21 protein-coding genes are annotated in these 20,180 nt (G+C 63.4%); 7 read left to right on the top strand and 14 right to left on the bottom strand.

Translation table 11 applies throughout. The features are described from left to right. The first annotated feature begins 9 nt into the window (after nucleotides 1-9). The gene (locus tag ABEA18_RS05945; protein WP_345448377.1) at nucleotides 10-708 is read left to right on the top strand and encodes a winged helix-turn-helix domain-containing protein; all 699 of its coding nucleotides are present in this window, start codon (nucleotides 10-12) and stop codon (nucleotides 706-708) included. 68 nt (nucleotides 709-776) lie between these two features. Further along, a complete protein-coding gene (gene bcp, locus ABEA18_RS05950; RefSeq protein WP_078107485.1) occupies nucleotides 777-1,244 on the top strand; it encodes a thioredoxin-dependent thiol peroxidase in 468 nt (155 codons plus the stop codon). A 286-nt stretch (nucleotides 1,245-1,530) separates the two neighbouring features. On the opposite strand, the gene ABEA18_RS05955 is transcribed toward bcp, so the two are convergent. Beyond that, the gene (locus ABEA18_RS05955) at nucleotides 1,531-2,625 is read right to left on the bottom strand and encodes a pyridoxal-phosphate-dependent aminotransferase family protein (protein WP_345448378.1); all 1,095 of its coding nucleotides are present in this window, start codon (nucleotides 2,623-2,625) and stop codon (nucleotides 1,531-1,533) included. A 376-nt stretch (nucleotides 2,626-3,001) separates the two neighbouring features. Between ABEA18_RS05955 and uraD the strand changes: the two genes are divergently transcribed. Both uraD and uraH read left to right on the top strand, forming a co-directional pair. Next, nucleotides 3,002-3,532: a 2-oxo-4-hydroxy-4-carboxy-5-ureidoimidazoline decarboxylase gene (gene uraD / locus ABEA18_RS05960; protein ID WP_345448379.1), complete on the top strand. Its 531-nt coding sequence runs from the start codon at nucleotides 3,002-3,004 to the stop codon at nucleotides 3,530-3,532. After that, entirely contained in the window at nucleotides 3,529-3,870 is a 342-nt protein-coding gene (uraH, locus tag ABEA18_RS05965; RefSeq protein ID WP_345448380.1) for a hydroxyisourate hydrolase, read from the top strand. Before uraD ends, uraH begins: the two co-directional genes overlap by 4 nt. A 127-nt stretch (nucleotides 3,871-3,997) precedes the next feature. On the opposite strand, the gene ABEA18_RS05970 is transcribed toward uraH, so the two are convergent. The 6 genes from ABEA18_RS05970 to ABEA18_RS05995 are packed head-to-tail and all read right to left on the bottom strand — an operon-like array spanning nucleotide 3,998 to nucleotide 10,737. Beyond that, nucleotides 3,998-4,780: a 3-oxoacyl-ACP reductase gene (locus tag ABEA18_RS05970; protein ID WP_265979871.1), complete on the bottom strand. Its 783-nt coding sequence runs from the start codon at nucleotides 4,778-4,780 to the stop codon at nucleotides 3,998-4,000. Between the two features lie 44 nt (nucleotides 4,781-4,824). Further along, nucleotides 4,825-6,189: an aldehyde dehydrogenase family protein gene (locus ABEA18_RS05975; RefSeq protein ID WP_345448381.1), complete on the bottom strand. Its 1,365-nt coding sequence runs from the start codon at nucleotides 6,187-6,189 to the stop codon at nucleotides 4,825-4,827. Then, complete coding sequence (locus ABEA18_RS05980) at nucleotides 6,186-6,986, bottom strand: gamma-glutamyl-gamma-aminobutyrate hydrolase family protein (protein ID WP_345448382.1); 801 nt, start codon at nucleotides 6,984-6,986, stop codon at nucleotides 6,186-6,188. Before ABEA18_RS05980 ends, ABEA18_RS05975 begins: the two co-directional genes overlap by 4 nt. Before the next feature lie 4 nt (nucleotides 6,987-6,990). Next, nucleotides 6,991-8,403: a glutamine synthetase family protein gene (locus tag ABEA18_RS05985; protein WP_345448383.1), complete on the bottom strand. Its 1,413-nt coding sequence runs from the start codon at nucleotides 8,401-8,403 to the stop codon at nucleotides 6,991-6,993. After that, nucleotides 8,400-9,134 (bottom strand): FadR/GntR family transcriptional regulator, encoded by a 735-nt coding sequence (locus ABEA18_RS05990; RefSeq protein ID WP_265979867.1) that lies wholly within the window; start codon nucleotides 9,132-9,134, stop codon nucleotides 8,400-8,402. Before ABEA18_RS05990 ends, ABEA18_RS05985 begins: the two co-directional genes overlap by 4 nt. Before the next feature lie 58 nt (nucleotides 9,135-9,192). After that, nucleotides 9,193-10,737, bottom strand: coding sequence for an amino acid permease (locus ABEA18_RS05995; protein ID WP_345448384.1), 1,545 nt, complete (start codon nucleotides 10,735-10,737; stop codon nucleotides 9,193-9,195). 136 nt (nucleotides 10,738-10,873) lie between these two features. Between ABEA18_RS05995 and ABEA18_RS06000 the strand changes: the two genes are divergently transcribed. The 3 genes from ABEA18_RS06000 (at nucleotide 10,874) to purM (ending at nucleotide 14,096) form a co-directional block, all read left to right on the top strand. Beyond that, nucleotides 10,874-11,257 carry a hypothetical protein gene (locus tag ABEA18_RS06000; protein WP_345448385.1) on the top strand — a complete coding sequence of 128 codons (384 nt, stop codon included), beginning with the start codon at nucleotides 10,874-10,876 and terminating at the stop codon, nucleotides 11,255-11,257. 62 nt (nucleotides 11,258-11,319) lie between these two features. Further along, the gene (gene purF / locus ABEA18_RS06005; protein WP_345448386.1) at nucleotides 11,320-12,939 is read left to right on the top strand and encodes an amidophosphoribosyltransferase; all 1,620 of its coding nucleotides are present in this window, start codon (nucleotides 11,320-11,322) and stop codon (nucleotides 12,937-12,939) included. Next, the gene (gene purM, locus ABEA18_RS06010; RefSeq protein WP_345448387.1) at nucleotides 12,936-14,096 is read left to right on the top strand and encodes a phosphoribosylformylglycinamidine cyclo-ligase; all 1,161 of its coding nucleotides are present in this window, start codon (nucleotides 12,936-12,938) and stop codon (nucleotides 14,094-14,096) included. The genes purF and purM overlap by 4 nt, the downstream gene beginning before the upstream one ends. 72 nt (nucleotides 14,097-14,168) lie before the next feature. On the opposite strand, the gene ABEA18_RS06015 is transcribed toward purM, so the two are convergent. The 7 genes from ABEA18_RS06015 to ABEA18_RS06045 form a co-directional block, all read right to left on the bottom strand. Then, nucleotides 14,169-14,954, bottom strand: coding sequence for a VOC family protein (locus tag ABEA18_RS06015; RefSeq protein ID WP_345448388.1), 786 nt, complete (start codon nucleotides 14,952-14,954; stop codon nucleotides 14,169-14,171). Nucleotides 14,955-15,076: 122 nt separating this feature from the next. Further along, nucleotides 15,077-16,057 (bottom strand): TIGR03086 family metal-binding protein, encoded by a 981-nt coding sequence (locus ABEA18_RS06020; RefSeq protein WP_345448389.1) that lies wholly within the window; start codon nucleotides 16,055-16,057, stop codon nucleotides 15,077-15,079. Then, on the bottom strand, nucleotides 16,054-16,383 hold the full coding sequence (locus ABEA18_RS06025) for an ArsR/SmtB family transcription factor (RefSeq protein WP_345448390.1): 330 nt from the start codon (nucleotides 16,381-16,383) through the stop codon (nucleotides 16,054-16,056). The genes ABEA18_RS06020 and ABEA18_RS06025 overlap by 4 nt, the downstream gene beginning before the upstream one ends. Nucleotides 16,384-16,447: 64 nt before the next feature. Beyond that, nucleotides 16,448-17,248: an amino acid ABC transporter ATP-binding protein gene (locus ABEA18_RS06030; RefSeq protein WP_345448391.1), complete on the bottom strand. Its 801-nt coding sequence runs from the start codon at nucleotides 17,246-17,248 to the stop codon at nucleotides 16,448-16,450. Next, nucleotides 17,245-18,186 carry an amino acid ABC transporter permease gene (locus ABEA18_RS06035; protein WP_345448392.1) on the bottom strand — a complete coding sequence of 314 codons (942 nt, stop codon included), beginning with the start codon at nucleotides 18,184-18,186 and terminating at the stop codon, nucleotides 17,245-17,247. Before ABEA18_RS06035 ends, ABEA18_RS06030 begins: the two co-directional genes overlap by 4 nt. Continuing rightward, nucleotides 18,183-19,127: an ABC transporter substrate-binding protein gene (locus ABEA18_RS06040; protein WP_345448393.1), complete on the bottom strand. Its 945-nt coding sequence runs from the start codon at nucleotides 19,125-19,127 to the stop codon at nucleotides 18,183-18,185. The genes ABEA18_RS06035 and ABEA18_RS06040 overlap by 4 nt, the downstream gene beginning before the upstream one ends. Then, nucleotides 19,114-20,148, bottom strand: a complete 1,035-nt coding sequence (locus ABEA18_RS06045) for a succinylglutamate desuccinylase/aspartoacylase domain-containing protein (protein ID WP_345448394.1) — start codon at nucleotides 20,146-20,148, stop codon at nucleotides 19,114-19,116. The genes ABEA18_RS06040 and ABEA18_RS06045 overlap by 14 nt, the downstream gene beginning before the upstream one ends. Nucleotides 20,149-20,180: the final 32 nt, after the last annotated feature.

The following is a 20,180-nucleotide window of genomic DNA, read 5'->3' on the forward strand; positions in this document are numbered from 1 at the left end:
GGCCAAGCCATGGCCGTCAACGTCCATGCCCCGTACGGGCAACTGCCCGCACGGCTCAACGCCTCGCGGCACCAGCCCGCCCCCCGGCCGTCCGCGCTTCGGCCCGGTCTGGTTCGGCCCGGGATGCACCCGCGCGGACTCGCCGTGTGGGTACAGCCCGGGGAAGGCCGCGAGATCGATCCCGAGGTTTGGGCCCGGGCCGCTGAAGCGGTCCTGGCCCGGGCCCGCAAACTTGCTCCGGGGGCGGAAGTCCTCCTTTGGCCCGCCGCCGGAGCTGCAACGTCCGAGGATTCCTCGGGTGCGTCCGTCGCCGCTGTGGCGGGCGCGTCCGACGCCGAAAGCCGACCCGCCGCTCCCAACCCGCCGGTCTCCTTGGCTGGCCGACGCAGCACCGTGGCAGTGGACCTGGCCGCGAACACTGTCCTCCTGGATGGGGTCGCCGTCAGCTTCACGGCGATGGAACACAGCCTCCTCCGTTACCTCGTGGAAAACTTGTCCCGCCCCATCCCACGTGAAGAATTGCAACGTTTTCTGGAGTCACTTGACTGTCCCGGCGCGGCATTTCGGTCCATCGACGTGTATGTTGGACGCGTCCGGCGCAAGCTGGGCTCAGCCCGCCATGTCATCGCCACAGTGCGTGGAGGCGGCTACCAGTTCGTGCCCGGACCAGGCTCCACAGTCCGCGGACCTGCGGAATACTGCATCTAGGCAGCCCGTTACACCAATAGATTGATCGCCGGCCACGGCGGTTTGCCCGACAAGTCAAGGATCGCAACATGACCCAGAAACTCCTCGCCGGAACCCAGGCCCCCGATTTCGCGCTGCTCAACTCCGAAGGCCAGAAGGTTTCCCTGTCCGATTACCGCGGACGCAACGTGATTGTGTACTTCTACCCGGAGGCCGCCACCCCAGGCTGCACCACCGAGGCCTGCGACTTCCGCGACAGCCTCTCGAGCCTGCAGTCCTCCGGCTACGAAGTCCTGGGCATCTCCCCGGACGCCCCGGAAAAGATCGCACACTTCGCCGGCGACTACTCCCTGACCTTCCCCCTCCTCTCCGACGAAGACCACGCCGTCGCCCTTGCCTACGGCGCCTGGGGCGAGAAGCTCGTGAACGGCGAAGTGGTAGACGGATTGGTCCGCTCCACCGTAGTGCTCGACGGCGAAGGCAAGGTCAAGCTGACCCAGTACCAGGTCAAGGCCCAGGGCCACGTAGCAGCCCTCAAGGCCGAACTCGGTCTGTAACCCCCGCTCAGATATAACGGCTCCCGGCTCGACGCTCGCTCACAAACAAGGCCACCCGGCCCGACGCCCGCTCACAAACAAGGCCGCCCGGCCCGACGCCCGCTCACAAACAAGGCCGCCCGGCCCGACGCCCGCTCACATATAACGGCTCCCGGGCCGACGCTCGCTCAGATATAACGCCAAATAGTGGAATCCTCCTGCAGATCATGATCTGCAGGAGGATTCCGCTATTCTCGGCCAGGAATGAGCGAGCGTTTCCGAAATGGCCTGCATACGTGAGCGAGCGTCAAGCTTTGGCGATCGCTTCTTCCAGTGCGCCAAGAACGAGCTTCACCGATGCCCTGTTGGCGTTCGGACCCATCATGCCGATCCGCCAAACAGTCGACGTGAACGCGCCCGCACCGGAGCCGATTTCCATACTGAAGTTCTCCAGAAGGTAAGCGCGGACTGCGGCCGAGTCCACGCCGTCGGGCACTTTGACCGTGGTGAGGCTCGGCAATCGCGAGCCTTCCGCGGCAAACAGCTCGAGCCCCATCGCTTCAAGGCCATCCCGCAACTCGGCCCCGGCTGCACGGTGCCGCGCTTGAACGGCCGCTAGCCCCTCGGTCAGGATGCGGTCCAGCCCGGCCTCGAGCCCGGCGATCATGGTCACCGGCGCCGTGTGGTGATACGTCCGGCTGCCGCTCGCCGCGCCAACATACCCACCCAGAAGGCCAATATCCAGGTACCACGAACGCGGTTCCCTGATGCGCCGCTCGAACGCGCGCTCGGACACCGTGAAGGGAGACAAGCCAGGGGGCGCCCCCAAACACTTTTGCGTCCCGGCATACCCGACGTCGATTCCCCAGTCGTCAGCCAGGAGTTCCAGGCCGCCGATGGACGTCACCGCGTCCACGATCAGGAGCGCGTCGCCTTTGCCTGCGCCAAGGGGCGCGACGTCGGACAGGACACCTGTGGACGTTTCGGCATGGACGGCGGCAATCACCTTGGGATGCGGGTGCGCGGCGAGGACCCGTTCCACGTCCACGGGCTGGCCCCATTCATGGTCGACGCGCACCACTGTGGCGCCGCATCGCCGGGCAACCTCACACATCCGCTCCCCGAAAAGCCCGTTGACGGCGATTACCGCCACATCGCCGTCGGACACCGTATTAACGAAGGCAGCCTCCATGCCGCCGGAACCAGTGGCACTCAACGGCAGGGTGCGGGCATTCCGGGTCCCCCACACCGTCCGGAGCCCAGCGCAGGTCCGGTCCAAGCGCTCTATGAACACCGGATCCAAATGCCCGATCACCGGGAACGCCAACGCGGCGGTCACTTCCGGATAGCAATTGCTGGGACCCGGTCCGAAGAGATACCGGGAAGTCAGGACCTCTGGCATGGCGGAACTCCTTTGGCTCGTTGCTGACATTGTCCACTAGACGGCAAAAGTGAGCGAGCGTTTCGGGAAAGGGCGGCAAAAGTGAGCGAGCGTCGGGGAAAATAGCCACATACGTGAGCGAGCGTCGCAGGACCGAGCGTCGCAGGACAGGGCAGGACAGGGCAGGACAGGGCGGGGCGGGGCGGGAGGACCGAGGTGCGGTATTCTCTTGACACCGCGGCAGTCATTGGATTCACTATTACGTATGCTGAAATAACAGTTCCATGATGTGGAAGGTCTGGGGTGCGGAGGCACGCAGGCCCATCCGGCAGGAATCGCCGGAGTTCCGCATAGCCAACACCATGGATGCCAGCACTCGCACGAGGAATGAACAAGCATGCAGCTTGAAGTATTCAACAGCGTGGACCGTGCGGACGCCATCGACGTCCTCCGCCCATGCCTCGACATCCAGCGTTGGGTGGAGCACATCGCAGATGCGCGCCCCTTCAGCGACTTGGACTCCTTGCTCGACTTCGCCGGGGAAACCGCCGAGCCCTTCACCTCGGACGAAGTGGCGGCCGCGATGGCCCACCACCCTCGGATCGGCGAACGACCCAAGGCACAGACCACCGAAGCCGCGATGTCCCGCTCCGAACAGGCCGGCGTCGACCCCGGCGATGACGGCGTCGTCACCGCTTTGGCCGAAGGCAACCGTGAGTACGAGGCCAAATTCGGCCGCGTGTTCCTCATCCGCGCGGCGGGCCGGACAGCCAACGAGATCCTGGCCTCCCTCCAAGAGCGCCTGAGCCACACCGCGGAAGAAGAAGACGTCATCGTGGCGGGCCAGTTGCGCGAAATCGCGGTGCTGCGCCTTGCCGGCGTCATCAGCGAAGCCAGTGTCAGCAGCGAAGGAGTGCCCAACCCATGAGCGTTTCCCAGATAACCACCCACATCCTGGACACCGGTTCCGGGCGGCCGGCGGCCGGCGTCGCCGTCGTTCTCTCTGTGCGCGACGGCGACAACTGGAAGCACGTGGCTAGCGGCACCACCGACGCCGACGGCCGGATCAAGGATCTTGGCCCTGAGAGGGTCGACGGCGGCAGTTACCGTTTGAACTTCGCGACCGGTCCGTATTACAGGGCCCAGGGCGTGGACACCTTTTTCCCGGAAGTGGACTTGAACTTCACAGTGTCCGACGCCGGTGAGCACTACCACGTGCCGCTCCTGCTCAGCCCCTTCGCGTTCTCCACGTACCGGGGCAGCTAGCTCTACCCATCGATTGCTCCCACCGGTTCCAAAAGGACCGTTACTGGGCCCACGCCGGCGAGGGCCCCGGCCTGAGCTTGCGAAGGCTGGGAGCCGGTGGGGAGCAATCGATGGACGTGGACGCCCCCTAGTCGATCGGGGTGACGTAGGCTCCCGAGATGCCGCCGTCAACCATGAAGGTCGACGCGGTAATGAACGACGCGTCGTCGCTCGCCAGGAAGGCGACCGCAGCGGCGAGTTCCTCGGGCTCGGCAAAGCGGCCCAGGGGCACGTGGACCAAGCGGCGCGCGGCCCGTTCCGGGTCGGAGGCGAAGAGTTCCTTCAGCAACGGGGTGTTGACGGGCCCAGGGCACAACGCGTTGATCCGCACACCCTTGCGCGCGAATTCGACGCCCAGCTCACGGGTCATGGCCAGCACGCCGCCCTTGGAAGCGCTGTAGGAGATCTGCGAAGTTGCCGCGCCCATCACGGCCACGAAGGACGCGGTGTTGATGATCGAGCCCTTGCCCTGTTCCAACATGTACGGCAGCGCGTATTTGCAGCAGTAATAGACGCTCGTCAGGTTTACCTCCTGGACCCGGCGCCAGGCGTCAATTCCCGTGTCGAGGATCGAAGCGTCGTCCGGCGGCGAAATACCGGCGTTGTTGAACGCGATATCCACGCTGCCATAGTGGCTCTTGGCAGCGGCGAAAAGGTCGATGACTTCTTGCTCGTCTGTCACGTTGACCTTCACGAAGATGCCGTCGACGGCGGCCGCGGCGGCTTCTCCAGCTGCCGGATCGATATCCGCGATGACCACGTTGGCACCCTCCGAGGCAAAACGCTTTGCCGTGGCCAAGCCGATCCCGCTGCCGCCGCCGGTGATGACGGCCGTGCGGTCCTTGAGGCGGTTTGAAATGAATTCGGTCATGGTGATCTCTCCTTGAATGATGGGGCTTCCAAAGTTTGGTGGGTTCAGTGCGCGATGAAAACGTTCTTTACTTCGCTGAAGGAATCGAGCGCGTCAGGACCCAGTTCGCGGCCCAGGCCCGATTGCTTGAATCCGCCGAACGGCGTCGAATACCGGACTGAAGAGTGCGAGTTCACCGAGAGGTTTCCGGCATCCACTCCGCGGGCCACGCGCAAGGCCCGGCCAATGTCTTGGGTCCAGATGGATCCGGAGAGGCCGTATTCGGTGTCATTGGCAATCCGCACGGCGTGCGCCTCGTCGTTGAAGGGAACGACGACGACGACGGGTCCGAAGATCTCCTCACGCACCGCCGGGTCGTCAAAGGAGTCGGGGGCCAGCACTGTGGGTGGGAACCAGAATCCCGGCCCTTCGGGCACCTCCCCTTGGAAAGCTATGGGCGCTCCCGAGGGCACAAAGCCCGCGACCGTTTCCCTTTGCCGGGCGGAAATCAACGGCCCCATGACGGTACTTTCGTCCGCCGGGTCGCCAACTTTGACAGCTCGAACAGCGGGTTCCAAGAGTTCAAGGAAGTCGTCGTAGGCCGATTTTTCCACCAGGATCCGGGATCTGGCACAGCAGTCCTGGCCGGCATTGTCGAACGCACCACCGGGAGCTGCGGCGGCAGCGGCCTGAAGGTCAGCGTCGGCGAACACAATGTTCGCGCTCTTGCCACCCAACTCGAGCGTCACGCGCTTCACTTGATCAGCACAACCGGCCATGATCTGCTTGCCAACCCCGGTAGACCCGGTAAAGACGACCTTCCGCACCGCTGGGTGGGTCACGAAGCGCGCCCCCACCACGGAACCCTTCCCCGGGATGATGGTCAGCACGCCGTCCGGCAATCCGGCCTCGCGCGCCAGCTCACCCAGCCTCATCGCCGTCAGCGGCGTAAGTTCCGCAGGTTTGAGGACCACCGTGTTGCCTGCCGCGAGCGCCGGAGCGAAGCCCCACGCCGCGATCGGCATCGGAAAGTTCCACGGCACAATAATGCCGACAACGCCCAATGGCTCGTGGAACGTCACATCGAGGCCTCCCGCAACGGGGATCTGCCGCCCGAAATGCCGCTCCGGTGCCGCCGAGTAGTAACTAATGACGTCGCGCGCATTGCCCGCTTCCCAGCGGGCGTTACCGACCGTGTGTCCCGCATTGCGGACTTCCAGTTGTGCGAGGTTCTCCAGATCGGCGTCGACGGCGGACGCGAACCGGCGCAAGAGCAGTGCCCTGTCCGACGGCGACACCTTGCGCCAGGCCTCAAAGGCACCAGCCGCGCGGGCAATCAGTGCGTCGGTCTCGGCGAGGGATGCCAGTTCTACAGTTTGAAGGAATTCCTCGGTGGCCGGATTGATGATGTCAAAAGTTGTGGCACTCACGCCCAGCTCTTTTCTGTCGGTTTGAATTCCGTCGATGGATCGAAGCGCTCAGCGTAAAGCTCGCCGTCCCGGTATTTTCTGGCGGCCTCTACGAATCCTTCAAAGAGGCGCAAGTCGGAACGATTTTGTTCAGGGTGGAACTGAACGCCCAACACCCAGCTTCCTTGGGTCGACTCGACGGCCTCGACCGTACCGTCCGCCGCATACGCCGTGACGCAGAGCCCTTCGGCAACCCGGTCCAGAATCTGGTGGTGATAGACGGGCGCCGATGCCCGCTCGCCTAGTTGTTCCGCGATGATGCTCCCCGGCCGGGTACCGAACTTCACCTCGCCGAAAACCCCCGAAGCGGGTTGGTAGTTGGCCTCGGGAAGCACATCCGGCACATGCTGGATGAGGTTTCCACCCAGGGCCACGTTCAGGATTTGCGCGCCGCGGCAGATTGCGAAGAGCGGAACCCCTTTGTCCAACGCGGCCAGCGTCAAGGCGATGTCGTGCTCGTCCCGCGCGGGCTGGCTGCGGGTGCTCGGGTGAGGCTCGGCGTCGTAATTTCCGGGGTCGACGTCGCTGCCTCCCACCACAATCAGGCCATCCACGAGGTCAAGGACGGAGATATCGGTGCCGATAGGCGGCAGGAGCAGGGGTGTGCCGCCCGCCGCCACCACGGCCTCCAAATACGTTGCCGGAAGTACCGCTGCCCGCGCGTTCCAATCCCCCCACTTCGCTTCTTGCAGGTAGGTGGTCAGGGCGATCCGGGGCCGTCGGACTGGATCTGGAGCCGGCGTCTGATTCCGAGTCATCCCCCTACAGCCTTTCGAACCCGCGGCGGAGCTCCCAGTCCGTGATGGCGGACTCAAAAGCTGCCAGTTCGACGTCGGCGTAGTTCACGTAGTGCCGAACCACTTCCTCGCCGAAGACTTCCTTGGCGATCACGGAGCTGGCGAACAGATCCCGCGCTTCCCGCATCGTCGTCGGCACGGTGGGAGCGCCCGAGGTGTAGGCGTTGCCAAGGGTTGCCGGTTCGAGTTCGAGCTCGTTTTCGATTCCGTATAGCCCACCGGCAAGCATGGCCGACAGTGCCAAGTACGGGTTGACGTCGCCACCGGGCAGCCGGTTTTCCAGCCGCGCGCTTTGACCATGGCCCACGAGGCGCACCGAGCAGGTGCGGTTGTCGAGGCCCCAGGCCACCGCCGTCGGGGCGAACGAGCCTTTGACGAACCGCTTATAGGAGTTGATATTGGGAGCGTAAAAGAGCGTGAATTCACGCATCGTGGCAAGCACCCCGGCGATGAAGTGATCGTAGGTTTTGGTGCGCGCGCCGGTGGCCTTATCCCAGAAAACCAGTTCATCGTCGAGTCCGCGAAGGGACAGGTGGATGTGGCAGGAGTTGCCCTCGCGCTCGTTGGGCTTGGCCATAAAGGTAATGGATTGGCCCATGTCATGGGCGATGTCCTTGGCCGCAGTCTTGTAGACGGAATGGTTGTCCGCCGTGGTGACCACTTCGTCATACTTGAACGCGATCTCGTGTTGGCCGAAGTTGCATTCACCTTTCGCGGATTCCACCGTCATGCCGGCTGCGTACATCTCGTTCCGGATCCGGCGAAGCAGGGGTTCCACGCGACCGGATCCCAAGAGCGAGTAGTCCACGTTGTATTGGTTGGCAGGAGTGAGGTGCTTGTAGTCCAGGTCCCATGCCTGCTCGTAGGAGTCGTTGTAGACGACAAACTCAAGCTCGGTGCCCGCAAGCGCCTTCCAACCGCGCTCGGCCGCCTTGGCCGTCTGGCGCTTGAGCATGGCACGGGGTGAAACAGAGACCGGAGTGCCGTCGGTCATCGACAGATCGCACTGGATCAGCGCACTTCCCTCGCGGTAGGGAAGGACACGGATGGTGTCCAAATCCATGTCGAAGAGCATGTCTCCATAGCCCTTTTCCCACGAGGAAATGTCATAGCCGTCCACAGTGTTCATTTCGGTGTCCACCGCGAGGAGGTAGTTGCAGCCTTCCGTGCCGTGCTCCAGGACGGAATCAAGGAAGAATTGCGCGTGAAGGAGCTTGCCCTGAAGCCTGCCCTGCATGTCGGTGAAGCCGAGAATCACGGTGTCTATGACGCCGTCACCAATCTGCGCCTTGAGTTGCTCAACGGTGAGCATACGGTCATTGCGAGGGTGAACGGTGGTTTTCACCGTGTTCGAAATGTCGTTCATAGTGCTGCTCATTTCAGTAGTCCCTTGAGTAGTGCGGCAGTGGACTCGCAGTGCAATTCCATGACGCTTCGGGCCGCTGCAGGCTCGCCGTCGAGGATGGCCTGCACTATCAATCGATGTTCTTGGTTTGAATGTTCGATATTCCGCTGCAGAAAGGGGATTTCCGCGAGGAATTCGTGGATCTTCGTCTGGATGGTGGTACTGGCTTTGTTGAGTTCGGACGATCCCGCAACAGCGGAGAACGCCAGGTGAAGGCGGGCGTCCGCTTGCCTGTATTCCACCGGTGAACCCGCGTTTTCTACCTCGGCCAATGAGTCAGTCAGAAGCCGGCGCTGATCCTCGCTGAGCCGCATCGAGGCCGCCCGCTGGCAGGCCCCTGGTTCAATCACCGAACGGAAGATGAGGATGTCGCTGATTTCCTCCTGCCTGTCCTTGTTGCCGAGACGCTCAGGCGGCCGCGCGTTGCCGACCGGTTCCACAATGGTTCCGCCGCCCCTCCCCCGGACGGTCGTGACGAAGCCTGCGGCGCGCAACGCGCTGATGGCTTCCCGCAGCGTGGCCCGGGAGACCTGCATACGCTCGGCCAAGTCGCGCTCGGGCGGGAGTCGCTCGCCGGTCTTGAAGATCCCCAACTGAATTGCCGATCCCAAGTGCTCGACGCACGACTCGAAGGCCATATGTCCACGCACGGGAAGCAAGACCGTCTCCAGGAGGGGGGATTCAATCGGTTCGGCGAACAACATGGTGGCCTTCCTTGGTGGGAGGCCACCGGCGGAGAACCGCCGGCGGCCCATGGTTGTGCTAGTTGAGCAGCTTATCCGCGTCGATCGTCAGATGCTCCTGTTCGGCACTCGTCATGAACGTCCGGCGCCCCGTGGTGTACCAAAGCACGGTGGCGAGAAGGAAGACGACCACGACGGCGATTGGCGCGTAGTTGAAGGTGTCGATGGTGATGTCTGCGACGGGCGGGAGAACGAAGAGGATCACGATGATGGCGACCCACACAATCGCTACCCAGTTGATGATGGGACTCCATTTCCCCAAGTGCCACGGGCCCGGCACGAAGTTCTTGTTGAGCCTGCGGAGCAACACCGGGGTGATGTACGCGATGTAGAGGCCAATGACGGCAACGCTCGTCACGGCGAAATACGCGGTTGTATTGAACAGGGCAGGTGAAGCGAGCACAATCGCGCAGCCAACGCAGAGCCAGATGGAATTTGTGGGGGTGCCGCTCCGGGCGTTGACTTTGGCCCAGATCCGGGAGCCTGGCAGTGCATTGTCGCGGGAGAAAGCGTAAGTCATGCGTGAGTTGGCGGTCACTGAGGCCATGCCGCAGAAGAACTGTGCGCCCACCACGATGGCCAGCAGGAATTTCGCTACGCCAGGATTGCCGAGTGCATCCAGAAAGATTTGTGCCGGAGGCAAACCGGTTGGCGTGGCACCAAGGGTGGTCAGACCCTCCTCGGAGCCGTCCGGGATCGCCGCGACGAGTGAGTACAGCAGAATCCAGCCACCAATGATGGAGATGACCACGCTCATGACAATCCCCTTCGGGGCCGCGATGGCTGCGTTCTTGGTCTCCTCGGCAACGTGGGCCGAAGCATCGTAGCCGGTGTAGGTGTACTGCGACATGAGCAGGCCCATGAGGAAGACGTACGGTCCGAAGGTGAAGCCGGTTTCGTTGTGCCACGCCGTCATCGTCCAGTCAAAGGACTGGTGGCTCGTGGGCATGATCCACAGGGCCGCCACGATGATCGCGACGCCCACAATGTGCCACCAAGCGGAGACATTGGACAGGAAACTGACAATCTTGACGCCGAAACTGTTGAGCAGGGCGTGGATGATCATCAGGACGACGAACAGCGCGAACGTACCGCCTGCGGTGGGCTCGACGCCGAAAGTCAGCGCCGCGAAAGCCATCATTGTTGTGGCGCAGCCAAAGTCGATTGCGGCGGTGACGGCCACCTCACCGAGGAAATTGAACCAGCCGACATACCAGGCCCAAGCCCGCTTGTTGCGTTTGGCTAGCCTGCCGGCCCAGAAATACAAGCCACCGGCTGTGGGGTATCGCGAACAAACCTCGGCCATGGAAAGAGCCACGCACAGGACCAAGAGGCCAACGATGGGCCAACCCACGTTGATGGCAGCCGGACCGCCGGACTTGAGCGCAATGCTGAAGGAAGTAATGCAGCCAGCCAAGATCGAAATGATGGAAAACGAGACTGCGAAGTTGGAGAAGCCGGACATGCCGCGATGTAGCTCTTGCTTGTAGCCAAGCTCGGCGAGGGCCGCAGCATCTGCGTCTTGCACAGCCTGCACCTTCGCTGCCGTAGAACGATCACTCATGATTATTCTCTTTCTAAACGGAAGGGGGGAACGGGCCGACACCGCTCGCATCGATAGTGACCCACTTCACATCAATCTGTCAATGGTCTGACTTTAGACCACAAACCAACCTCCTCGAAACGGTAAGCTGGAAGGCATGGTTTCTGAGGGCTCGAACGCCGACGGCACGTCACAAAACAGCACGTCACACCGCAGCGCGGCACACAACGGTACGCAACGGGACAGCGCCCCCGAACGCCGCGGGATCACGGTCCGCCGTGCGCCGAAGTTTGTTCCGTTCATGGGACTGGGCGGGGTGCTCGGCATCATCGTTGCCGCGTTCGTGGCCTACGGGATCCCGGGCGACGAGAGTTTCGACACCGGGGCAGTCTTCGGATTCTTCCTCGTGTCCTTTGCTGCGGGCGGCGTGTTGCTGGGTGCCGTCGCGGCCCTCGTCCTCGACAAGCTCAGCGTGCAGCGCTCCCGGCGTGCCGTCGTCGAGTCCATACCCGGCCCCACAGAGGACGACGCCGGGGCATAGGATCCCGGTCACAATGTCGCGTGAGGGAAAGTACCACGCCAACATCATGCGACAATTGACCAGTGGCACGTGGCGACGGAAAACTTTCTCATGATCTTCTCCCCGACGAAAAAGGACCTCAGGACGCTTGTGGCGTCTTCGGGGTCTGGGCGCCGGGCGAAGAAGTAGCAAAACTCACCTATTACGGGCTGTATGCGTTGCAGCACCGCGGACAAGAATCGGCTGGTATTGCTACCAGTGACGGCAAGCGCATCAATGTCTACAAGGACATGGGCCTCGTGTCCCAGGTCTTCGACGAGACAACCCTGAACACCCTCACCGGGCACCTTGCCGTCGGCCACTGCCGCTACTCCACCACCGGAGCAAGCCACTGGGCAAACGCACAGCCCACCTTGGGCGCAACCGCCACTGGCACCGTTGCCCTCGCGCACAACGGCAACCTGACCAACACCGCTGAGCTCCGGGAAATGATCCTCGAACTCAACGGCGGTCAGCTAACCGGAGAAATGAAGCAGGGCAACACCTCGGACACCGCCCTGGTCACTGCCCTCCTCGAAGGCGAAGAGGGCAAGACCCTCGAACAGACCGCACTTGAGCTGCTTCCCAAGATCCGGGGCGGCTTCTGCTTCGTATTCATGGACGAAGGCACCCTCTACGCCGCCCGCGATACCTTCGGCATCCGCCCCTTGTGCCTTGGCCGCCTCGAGCGCGGCTGGGTAGTCGCCTCGGAGCAGTCCGCCCTGGCAACCGTCGGTGCGAGCTTCATCCGCGAGATCGAGCCCGGCGAGTTCATCGCCATTGACGAGAACGGCGTCCGTTCCCAGCGTTTCGCGGAAGCGACGCCGGCCGGTTGCGTCTTCGAGTACGTCTACCTTGCGCGGCCCGACGCTTCGATTGCCGGGCGCTCCGTGTACGAATCCCGCGTGGAGATGGGCCGCCAGTTGGCCCGCGAAAACACCCAGGTTGCGGACATCGTCATCCCGGTCCCCGAGTCCGGAACCCCGGCAGCGGTGGGCTACGCCGAAGAATCCGGCATTCCGTTCGCTCACGGCTTCGTCAAGAACTCCTACGTGGGCCGCACGTTCATCCAGCCCTCGCAGACCCTGCGCCAGCTCGGCATCCGGCTCAAGCTCAACGCCCTCGAATCCGTGATCCGCGGCAAGCGCGTGGTGGTAGTCGATGACTCGATCGTGCGCGGCAACACCCAGCGTGCCATCGTCCGGATGCTCCGCGAGGCCGGCGCCGCAGCCGTCCACATCAAGATCTCCTCCCCGCCCGTCCAGTGGCCCTGCTTCTACGGAATCGACTTCGCGTCCCGCGCTGAACTGATCGCCAACGGCGCCACCATCGAGGAAATCTCCCAGGCCATCGGAGCGGATTCGCTGGCCTACATTTCCGAAGACGGCATGATCGGCGCCACCCAGCAGCCGCGCGAACGCCTCTGTACCGCCTGCTTCACCGGCCAGTACCCCATCGCGCTTCCGGGTTCGGACAAACTGGGCAAGAACCTCCTTGAGCGCACCGACCTCGGCGGGCTGCCGACGTCGGACACCTCCGCCGAAGCCGTAACCGCGGATTCGGACGACCCGGCCAACAAGCCCGGAGCCACGGGCTGCGATCCCGGACCCGACGCCGAGTTTGAGAACCTGCTGACCGACGCCGATAAGAAAGAGTCTGTATGACCTCCGCATCCTCCGCCGCTGAGAACACAACCGGCATCACCTATGCGTCCGCCGGCGTCGACGTCGAAGCGGGCGACCGCGCCGTCGAACTCATGAAGGACGCCGTCAAGGCGACCCACAACAGCTCGGTCCTCGGCGGCGTCGGCGGTTTCGCCGGCCTGTACGACGTCTCGAAGCTGCTCACGTACAAGAGGCCGCTCCTCGCCACGTCCACGGACGGCGTCGGCACCAAGGTCGCCATCGCCCAGGCCATGGACATCCACGACACCATCGGCTTCGACTTGGTCGGCATGGTGGTGGACGACATCGTGGTGGTCGGCGCCGAGCCGCTCTTCATGACCGACTACATCGCGTGCGGCAAGGTTGTCCCCGAGCGCATCGCGGACATCGTCCGAGGCATCGCGGCCGCTTGTTCCGTGGCGGGTACTGCCCTGGTGGGTGGCGAAACCGCTGAGCACCCGGGCCTGCTGGGTGAGCACGAGTACGACGTCGCCGGTGCAGCTACCGGCGTTGTCGAAGCCGACGCCCTGCTTGGCCCGGACCGCGTCCGCGCCGGCGACGTCGTGATCGGCATGGCCTCCTCTGGCCTGCACTCCAACGGCTACTCCTTGGTTCGCCGCGTGATCAACCACGCGGGCTGGGCCCTGGACCGCCAGGTCTCCGAACTCGGGCGTACCCTCGGCGAAGAACTGCTGGAACCCACCCGCGTCTACGCCGCCGACTGCCTGGACCTCGCCCGCGCGTTCCCGGTCAGCGGTCTGGGAACTGCGCCCGGCGCCGTGCACGGCTTCAGCCACGTCACCGGCGGCGGCCTCGCAGCCAACCTGGCCCGCGTACTGCCGCAGGGCCTCGTGGCCACGGTTGACCGCGCCACGTGGGAACTGCCGGCCATCTTCAAGCTGGTTTCCGAGCTCGGCAATGTTCCGCTGGCCGACCTTGAGCGCACTCTCAACCTCGGCGTCGGCATGGTGGCCATCGTGTCCCCCGAAATCGCAGACGCCGCCGTGGCCCGCCTCAACGAACGCGGCCTGCCGTCGTGGGTCATGGGTGCCGTCGCTGCTGACTCGGACTCGATCATCAAGAGCGGTCCGGACTACGTCCAGGGCGCCAAGGGCGTCGACGGCGGCGCCGTTCGCCTCGTGAACGCCTACGCCTAAGCGTTCTTAACGCAAAAGAGTGCCCACCCAATTGCCGATCCGGCAAACTGGGTGGGCACTCTTAATTAAGGCCTAGTTGCTTTCGCCGGCCATCACGCTGAAGGCTGCTCCGGCGGGATCGCCGAGGACTGCCATGCGGCCGACGCCGGGGACGTCGAATGCAGGCGCGAACACCTGGGCTCCGAGTTCCACGGCCTTCGCCACGGATTCATTGACGTCCGCAACATTGAAGTAGGTCATCCAGAACGGCGGCATACCCTCCATGGGCTGCTTCATGGCGCCGGCTACGGACTTCCCGCCTACCACGAACTGGGTGTATTCCTGCAGATCGCCGGCCGCAGCCGTCTCGCTGGAGCATCCCGTTACGGATTCGTAGAATGCCACGGCCTTGGGAACGTCGTTTGTCTGCAGTTCGCTCCAGACCACGGTGCCCGGTTCATTGACCAACCCGGCCCCGTGGTGGCTTCCGGCTTCCCAGAAACCAATCTGCGCACCCGTCGGATCGGCGGCGAAGAACATCCGGCCGCTCCCGTTGGGGACGCTGTCCGGCGGGAAGAGGATGTTGCCGCCCGCCGCCGTCGCGCGCTCGGCAGCCTCGTCGACCGAATCGACGGCGAGGTAGTTTGCCCAGTAGGACGGTGCACCGGCCGTAGCCATGTCCGGCATTTGCTGCATCATGCCCGCAACGTAACGGTCCTGCAGCTTGGCCATGTAGTAGGTCATGCCGTTACCGGCATCCATCGCGTCCAATTCCCAGCCGAACAGATCACCGTAGAAGGCCTTGGAAGCCTCGACGTCCGACGACGACAGGTCCACCCAACACGGAGTTCCCTGCTTGTAGCTATCAACCTGCGGCATTGCTATCCCTTCGTTGAGTAGCCGGCTTACGCCAGCGGATACCACGTTCAAAGTAGTACGGGGGTCCGACACTGACAACAGCCAGCGCCCGTCGGCCCGGGTTTACAGCGAAGTCGGAACCCTTATGCGTGAACAGTCCGGCCCGTGAACGCGACCAGGCGCTCCAGGCTGGATGCCGTCTCTGCGACTTCCTGGGCCGGGGCGAAGCTGCCGCTCGCCCGGACCTGCTCGCTGATGGTGTTCTGCGCGAGGACCTCGACGTAGTCGGTGAGCTCATCCGCAACCGACACTTCGAGGCCCAGGGCCTTGGCGAAGTCCCAAGCGTGGACGAGGAACTCGAGGTTGAGGATCGAGGCGACCACCGTGGCCGGCAATTCGGCGAAGCCCATGTCGATGGCGCCCCCGAGGCCGCGGCGGTAGAAAGCCTCCAGCGTGGGCTGGGCGAGGTCGGCGATGCGCACCTCAGGCGACTTTCCGGCGTCGTCGGCTACTTCGGCGCCCAGGGCCTTGGCGATGTTGGCAATTGAGCCGGCAAGGTGGTCAAGCAACTGGGACACGTTGAAATCGGCGCACGGAGTCTGGGTCTGCGCGTCGGCCTCGGTGACGTGCGCCAGCACCCGCTGCACGATGGCGAGCGTGGCGTCCGCAGAGGTGAGTTCGTTGAGATCGGCGGGGGCAGCGGCCCATTCGTCGGCACCAGCGTCGCCGGTGGAGGCCTCGGCGAGGAGGCGGTCGAGGTAGTGGTTCCAGCCCTCGGAGTGGGCTGCGACGGCCTCCGGCGTCGGAAGGCCTTCGTGCACGAAGCGCACCGTGGTCCCGCCGTCGGCCGGCTCAAGGGTGATGGCTACGGTGGAGACGTTGTCCGCCGGAGCCTCGGGCTGCTCCCAGGCCCACGTGAAGACGACGCGCTTGCCCGGTTCGATTTCGGTGAAGGTTCCGGCTGCGTGGTGGCCCGGAGTGACGGTCCAGCGGTACTCGCCGCCGACCTTCAGGTCCACGCGTGCGGCAACAGCCTGCCAGCGGCGGAGGCGTGCAGGCTGCGTGATGAGTTCGAACGCCTGGTCGACGTTGAGGGGAAGAAGAACGGTCTTGTCGTAAATCATGATGATTCCTCTGTTGTTTGAAGGCGGTCGGTGGTGAAGTTTTGTGCGTCAGCGAGGAGCATGTCCAGCTCAGCGGTCCAGAACTGCTCAAAAAGCATCCGGAGTTCTCTCATGCCGTCGTTATCCAAGCGGTAGTAGCGGTTGCGTCCCTCTTTGCGGGCCGCAACGAGGCCTACCTGCTCCAGCAGCAACAAATGCTGCGAGACGGCGGATCTGCTCACCGTGAATTCGCCAGCCAGCTCCGTCACGGTGCGCTCGCCCGCCGCAAGCAGGTGCAACAGACGCCGCCTATTCGGCTCCGCGGCAACTTCCAGTGGGTCGAGCATGTTTAATACGTTAGCTGCCACTAACGCATTCTGTCAATCACTTCCGAGAGCGCACTATCAACGACTACAGAACCGCGGACAAAAACGCCCTGGTCCGTTCATGCCGCGGGTTGCCAATGACCTCTTCGGCGGGACCTTCCTCAATGATCCGGCCACCGTGCATGAACACCACTCGATCCGCTACGTCGCGGGCGAAGCCCATTTCATGCGTCACGACAATCATGGTCATTCCTGTCCGGGCCAGGTCCTTCATCACCCTGAGGACTTCGCCCACCAGCTCCGGGTCCAGCGCCGACGTCGGTTCGTCAAACAGCATCAGCTTCGGCTGCATGCACAGGGCCCGGGCGATCGCCACCCGCTGCTGTTGCCCTCCCGACAGGTGCCGCGGATACGCATCCGCCTTCTCCGAGAGGCCCACCTTCTCCAGCAAATCCAATGCCCGACGGCGGACATCCGCCTTGCGCTGCTTGAGCACCCTGAGCGGGGCTTCCATCAGGTTCTCCAGCACGGTCATGTGCGGAAAGAGGTTGAAGTGCTGGAAGACCATCCCGATATCGGTGCGATCGGCGCAGATTTCGTTGTGGGACTGTTCGTGGAGCTTGTCCCCCTTGATCCGGTAGCCCACTGCCCTGTCCCCTACCCACAGCAGGCCGCCGTCGATCTTCTCCAGGTGGTTTACGCACCGCAGGAAGGTGCTTTTCCCCGAGCCGGAGGCGCCGATCAGGCAGACCACTTCGCCGCTTTGGACGTGGAGATCGATTCCTTTGAGGACCTCGTTGTCGCCGAAACTCTTGCGCACGCCTTCCGCGCGCACCAGCGGAAGCGCCGCCGGCGCTTTCCGGCTTTCCTTCGTGTCGATGGTCATGACTTGCCGCCCTTTCTTGAGGCCTGCGCGGAGTGAACCCTGAAAAATTTCCGCAACCGCTCTGCGGCGGTCGGCGGGACGGAACGGGACGTTCCCCGCGCGAAGTGCCGTTCCAGGTAACCCTGGCCTACCGTGAATACCGTGGTGACGACGATGTACCAGATGCTGGCCACCAAGAGCAGAGGAACAACCTGCAGGTTCTTCGAGTAGATGATCTGGGCGGAGTACAGGAGCTCGGGGACGGCGAGCACGCTGACCAGCGAGGTCATCTTGAGCATGCCGATGAACTCGTTGCCCGTGGGTGGAATGATGACGCGCATGGCTTGCGGCAGGATCACCCTGGTGAGGGTCTGGATGCGGGACATGCCGAGGGCGCCCGCGGCTTCGCCTTGGCCTTGGTCAATTGACTGGATGCCTGCCCGGACAATTTCCGACATGTACGCGGCCTCGTTGAGGCCCAGTCCAAGGATCGCTGCGGCGAGGGGTGTGATGATCTGGTTGGCGTCGAGGCTGACGCCCGGGATACCAAAGGTGATCTCCGGATACAGCGCCGACAAGTTGAACCAGAACAGCAGCTGGACCAGGACCGGCGTGCCACGGAAGATCGTCACGTAGGCGCTCGCCGAAGCCTTGACCACGGGGTTTGCCGAAAGCTGCATGACCGCAAGCACCACGCCAAGCCCCACCCCGGCAGCCATGCAGACAACCGTCAGGAACAGGGTGATGCCAATCCCGTTGACGATGGCGACGTCGCGGAAATACAGGGCCACCTTGTCCCAGCCGAAACGGGGATTGCTCACCGCGGAAACAAGCAGCAAGATCACGACGGCGGCTACCGCAGTACCAGCCACCCATCGCCAAGGGTGCCTGGCTGGGACCACGGTGAACTGTCCGCTGTCCCTTGTTCCAATGTTGGGGACGGTGATCGCATTGCTCATTTCGCACCACTCGCGTCCACTGCATCAGCGCCGATGGTCACCGAGTCCGGGATTCCGTACTTCGCGTTGATCGCCTTGTACGTGTCGCCCGCGATCAGCGCACGGACGGCCGCGACGATCGACTTGGTCAGCGGCGAACCCTTGGGCAGGGCGATACCTACCGGCGTCGGTTCGAAGTCCTGGTTGCCGGCGAGCTCGAAAGCGCCGCCGCAAAGCTTGCTCGCGTAGCCCATGCCGACAAGACCCGAGAGGACACTGTCCACACGGCCGGAGATAAGGGCCAGGTTGGCTTCGTTCTGGGAGGGAAACAGCTGGATGTCGATCGGCGCCTTGCCTGCGTCGACGCACTGCTTCGAAAACGCCGGAAGGGTCTCGATCCCTTGCGTGGTTCCCTTTTCGCCACCCACTTTCGTGCCACACAGCGCCGTCGCTTCAAGGGACAATTTCTTGGGGTTTCCCGCCTTGACGGCAAGGCCTGAGCCGCTGCTTTGGTAGGAGGCGAAATCGGCATTCATCTTGCGCTCGGCCGTGACGTTGAAACCCGAGATGCCGACGTCGTACTTGTTCGAACTCACTCCCGGGAGGATGGTGTCGAAGGTCGCGGGAACCATCTTGACTTCGAGGCCCAAGGTCTCGCCGACGGCTTTCGCAAAATCCGCGTCCCAGCCGACAACCGTCTTGCTGTCAGCCGCGTAGAACTCATAAGGCGCGAAGGTAGGGTCGGTGCCGACCACCAGCGTCCCTTTGGCTTTGACGTCCGGGGGCAGGAGCTTCGCGGCGGACTGGTTGAAAGGCGCCGCCGGAATCGCGGCGTCTTTGCCGGGAATGGAGCTGGCCGCGGCTTCCTTGCCGGCGTCGAGTGACGCAGTGGTGCAGCCGCTGAGCCCGACGGCGGCGGCCAGCAGCAGGGCGCCTGTGGAGATGTATCTAGGACAGTTCATGATTGCCTTTCAGATAGCTTGTTCCGTGGTCAACGGCGATGTTGACCACGGTGGTACCGACATTGACGAGGGCGGGATGCCGAACTATTGCGACCACACCGTCCATAGGTGCAAAGAAGTCTTTTGGAGGCCGCTCGAGTTCTTCCACGGAGTGAACCCGGGCCACGAGGTCTCCGGCCGTGACCTTCTGGCCAAGTTCTACGACGGGCTCAAGGATGCCTGCCATCGTGGAATGGACCGCGGACTGGGCAGTGAGTTCGACCCACTGGATCGGGATTCTGGCTTCCGAAAGACCTGCGTCCTTGAGCACGCCCCAGTGGCCAAGCAGCGAACGAAGTCCCGTCCGGGCCCTTGTGAGGATCGGCAGGGATACGGTTCCCCTGCCACCAAGCTCGGTCGAGATCATCGGCACGCCCGCCCGATCAGCAGCGCCGCTGATCGAGCCCGCCTTCAACATGGGCTTCACCACCACGGAGTACGGGGCATTGAACGCGGTGACCGCCGCCACCTTCGCAGCCCATAGCTCCGGCGTCGGTCCTTGGTAGACGAACGCGGACGGAACATACTCCGAGGCGATTCCCCCGGAGTGGATGTCCATCACAAAGTCCGCCATCGGGATGAGTTCCCCGGCCACAATAGAGGCGATCTGCAGGGCTGGTCCGCCGTCGGCGCGGCCCGGGAGTGCCCGGTTCAGATTGACCCGGTCCACGCTGGAAACGCGCTTTCCCTCCCGGACGGCAGCGATATTGAGGGCGGGCAGGATGATCAATCTCCCGGTCACCTCAGCCGGGTTCAATGTGCGGATGAGTTCCTGGAGCAGGATCTGGCCTTCATATTCGTCACCATGCGTACCGGCGATCAGGAGGACCGTTGGGCCGTCCCCGCCGCTCAGGACCGCGATCGGCGAAGGGATGACAGCCGCGTCATTCTCATTGTCCGAATGTTCGATCTCCAGGTAACCCAGCTGCTTGCCGACGGCGGCAAAATCGATGCCGGGTATGCGTGGAATGTACAGGCTCATAGGGCAACTTTCAGAAAGGTTGATAGGATTGG

The sequence above is a fragment of the Arthrobacter gyeryongensis genome (genome assembly GCF_039543785.1).
GTDB classification, from domain to species: Bacteria; Actinomycetota; Actinomycetes; order Actinomycetales; family Micrococcaceae; genus Arthrobacter; species Arthrobacter gyeryongensis.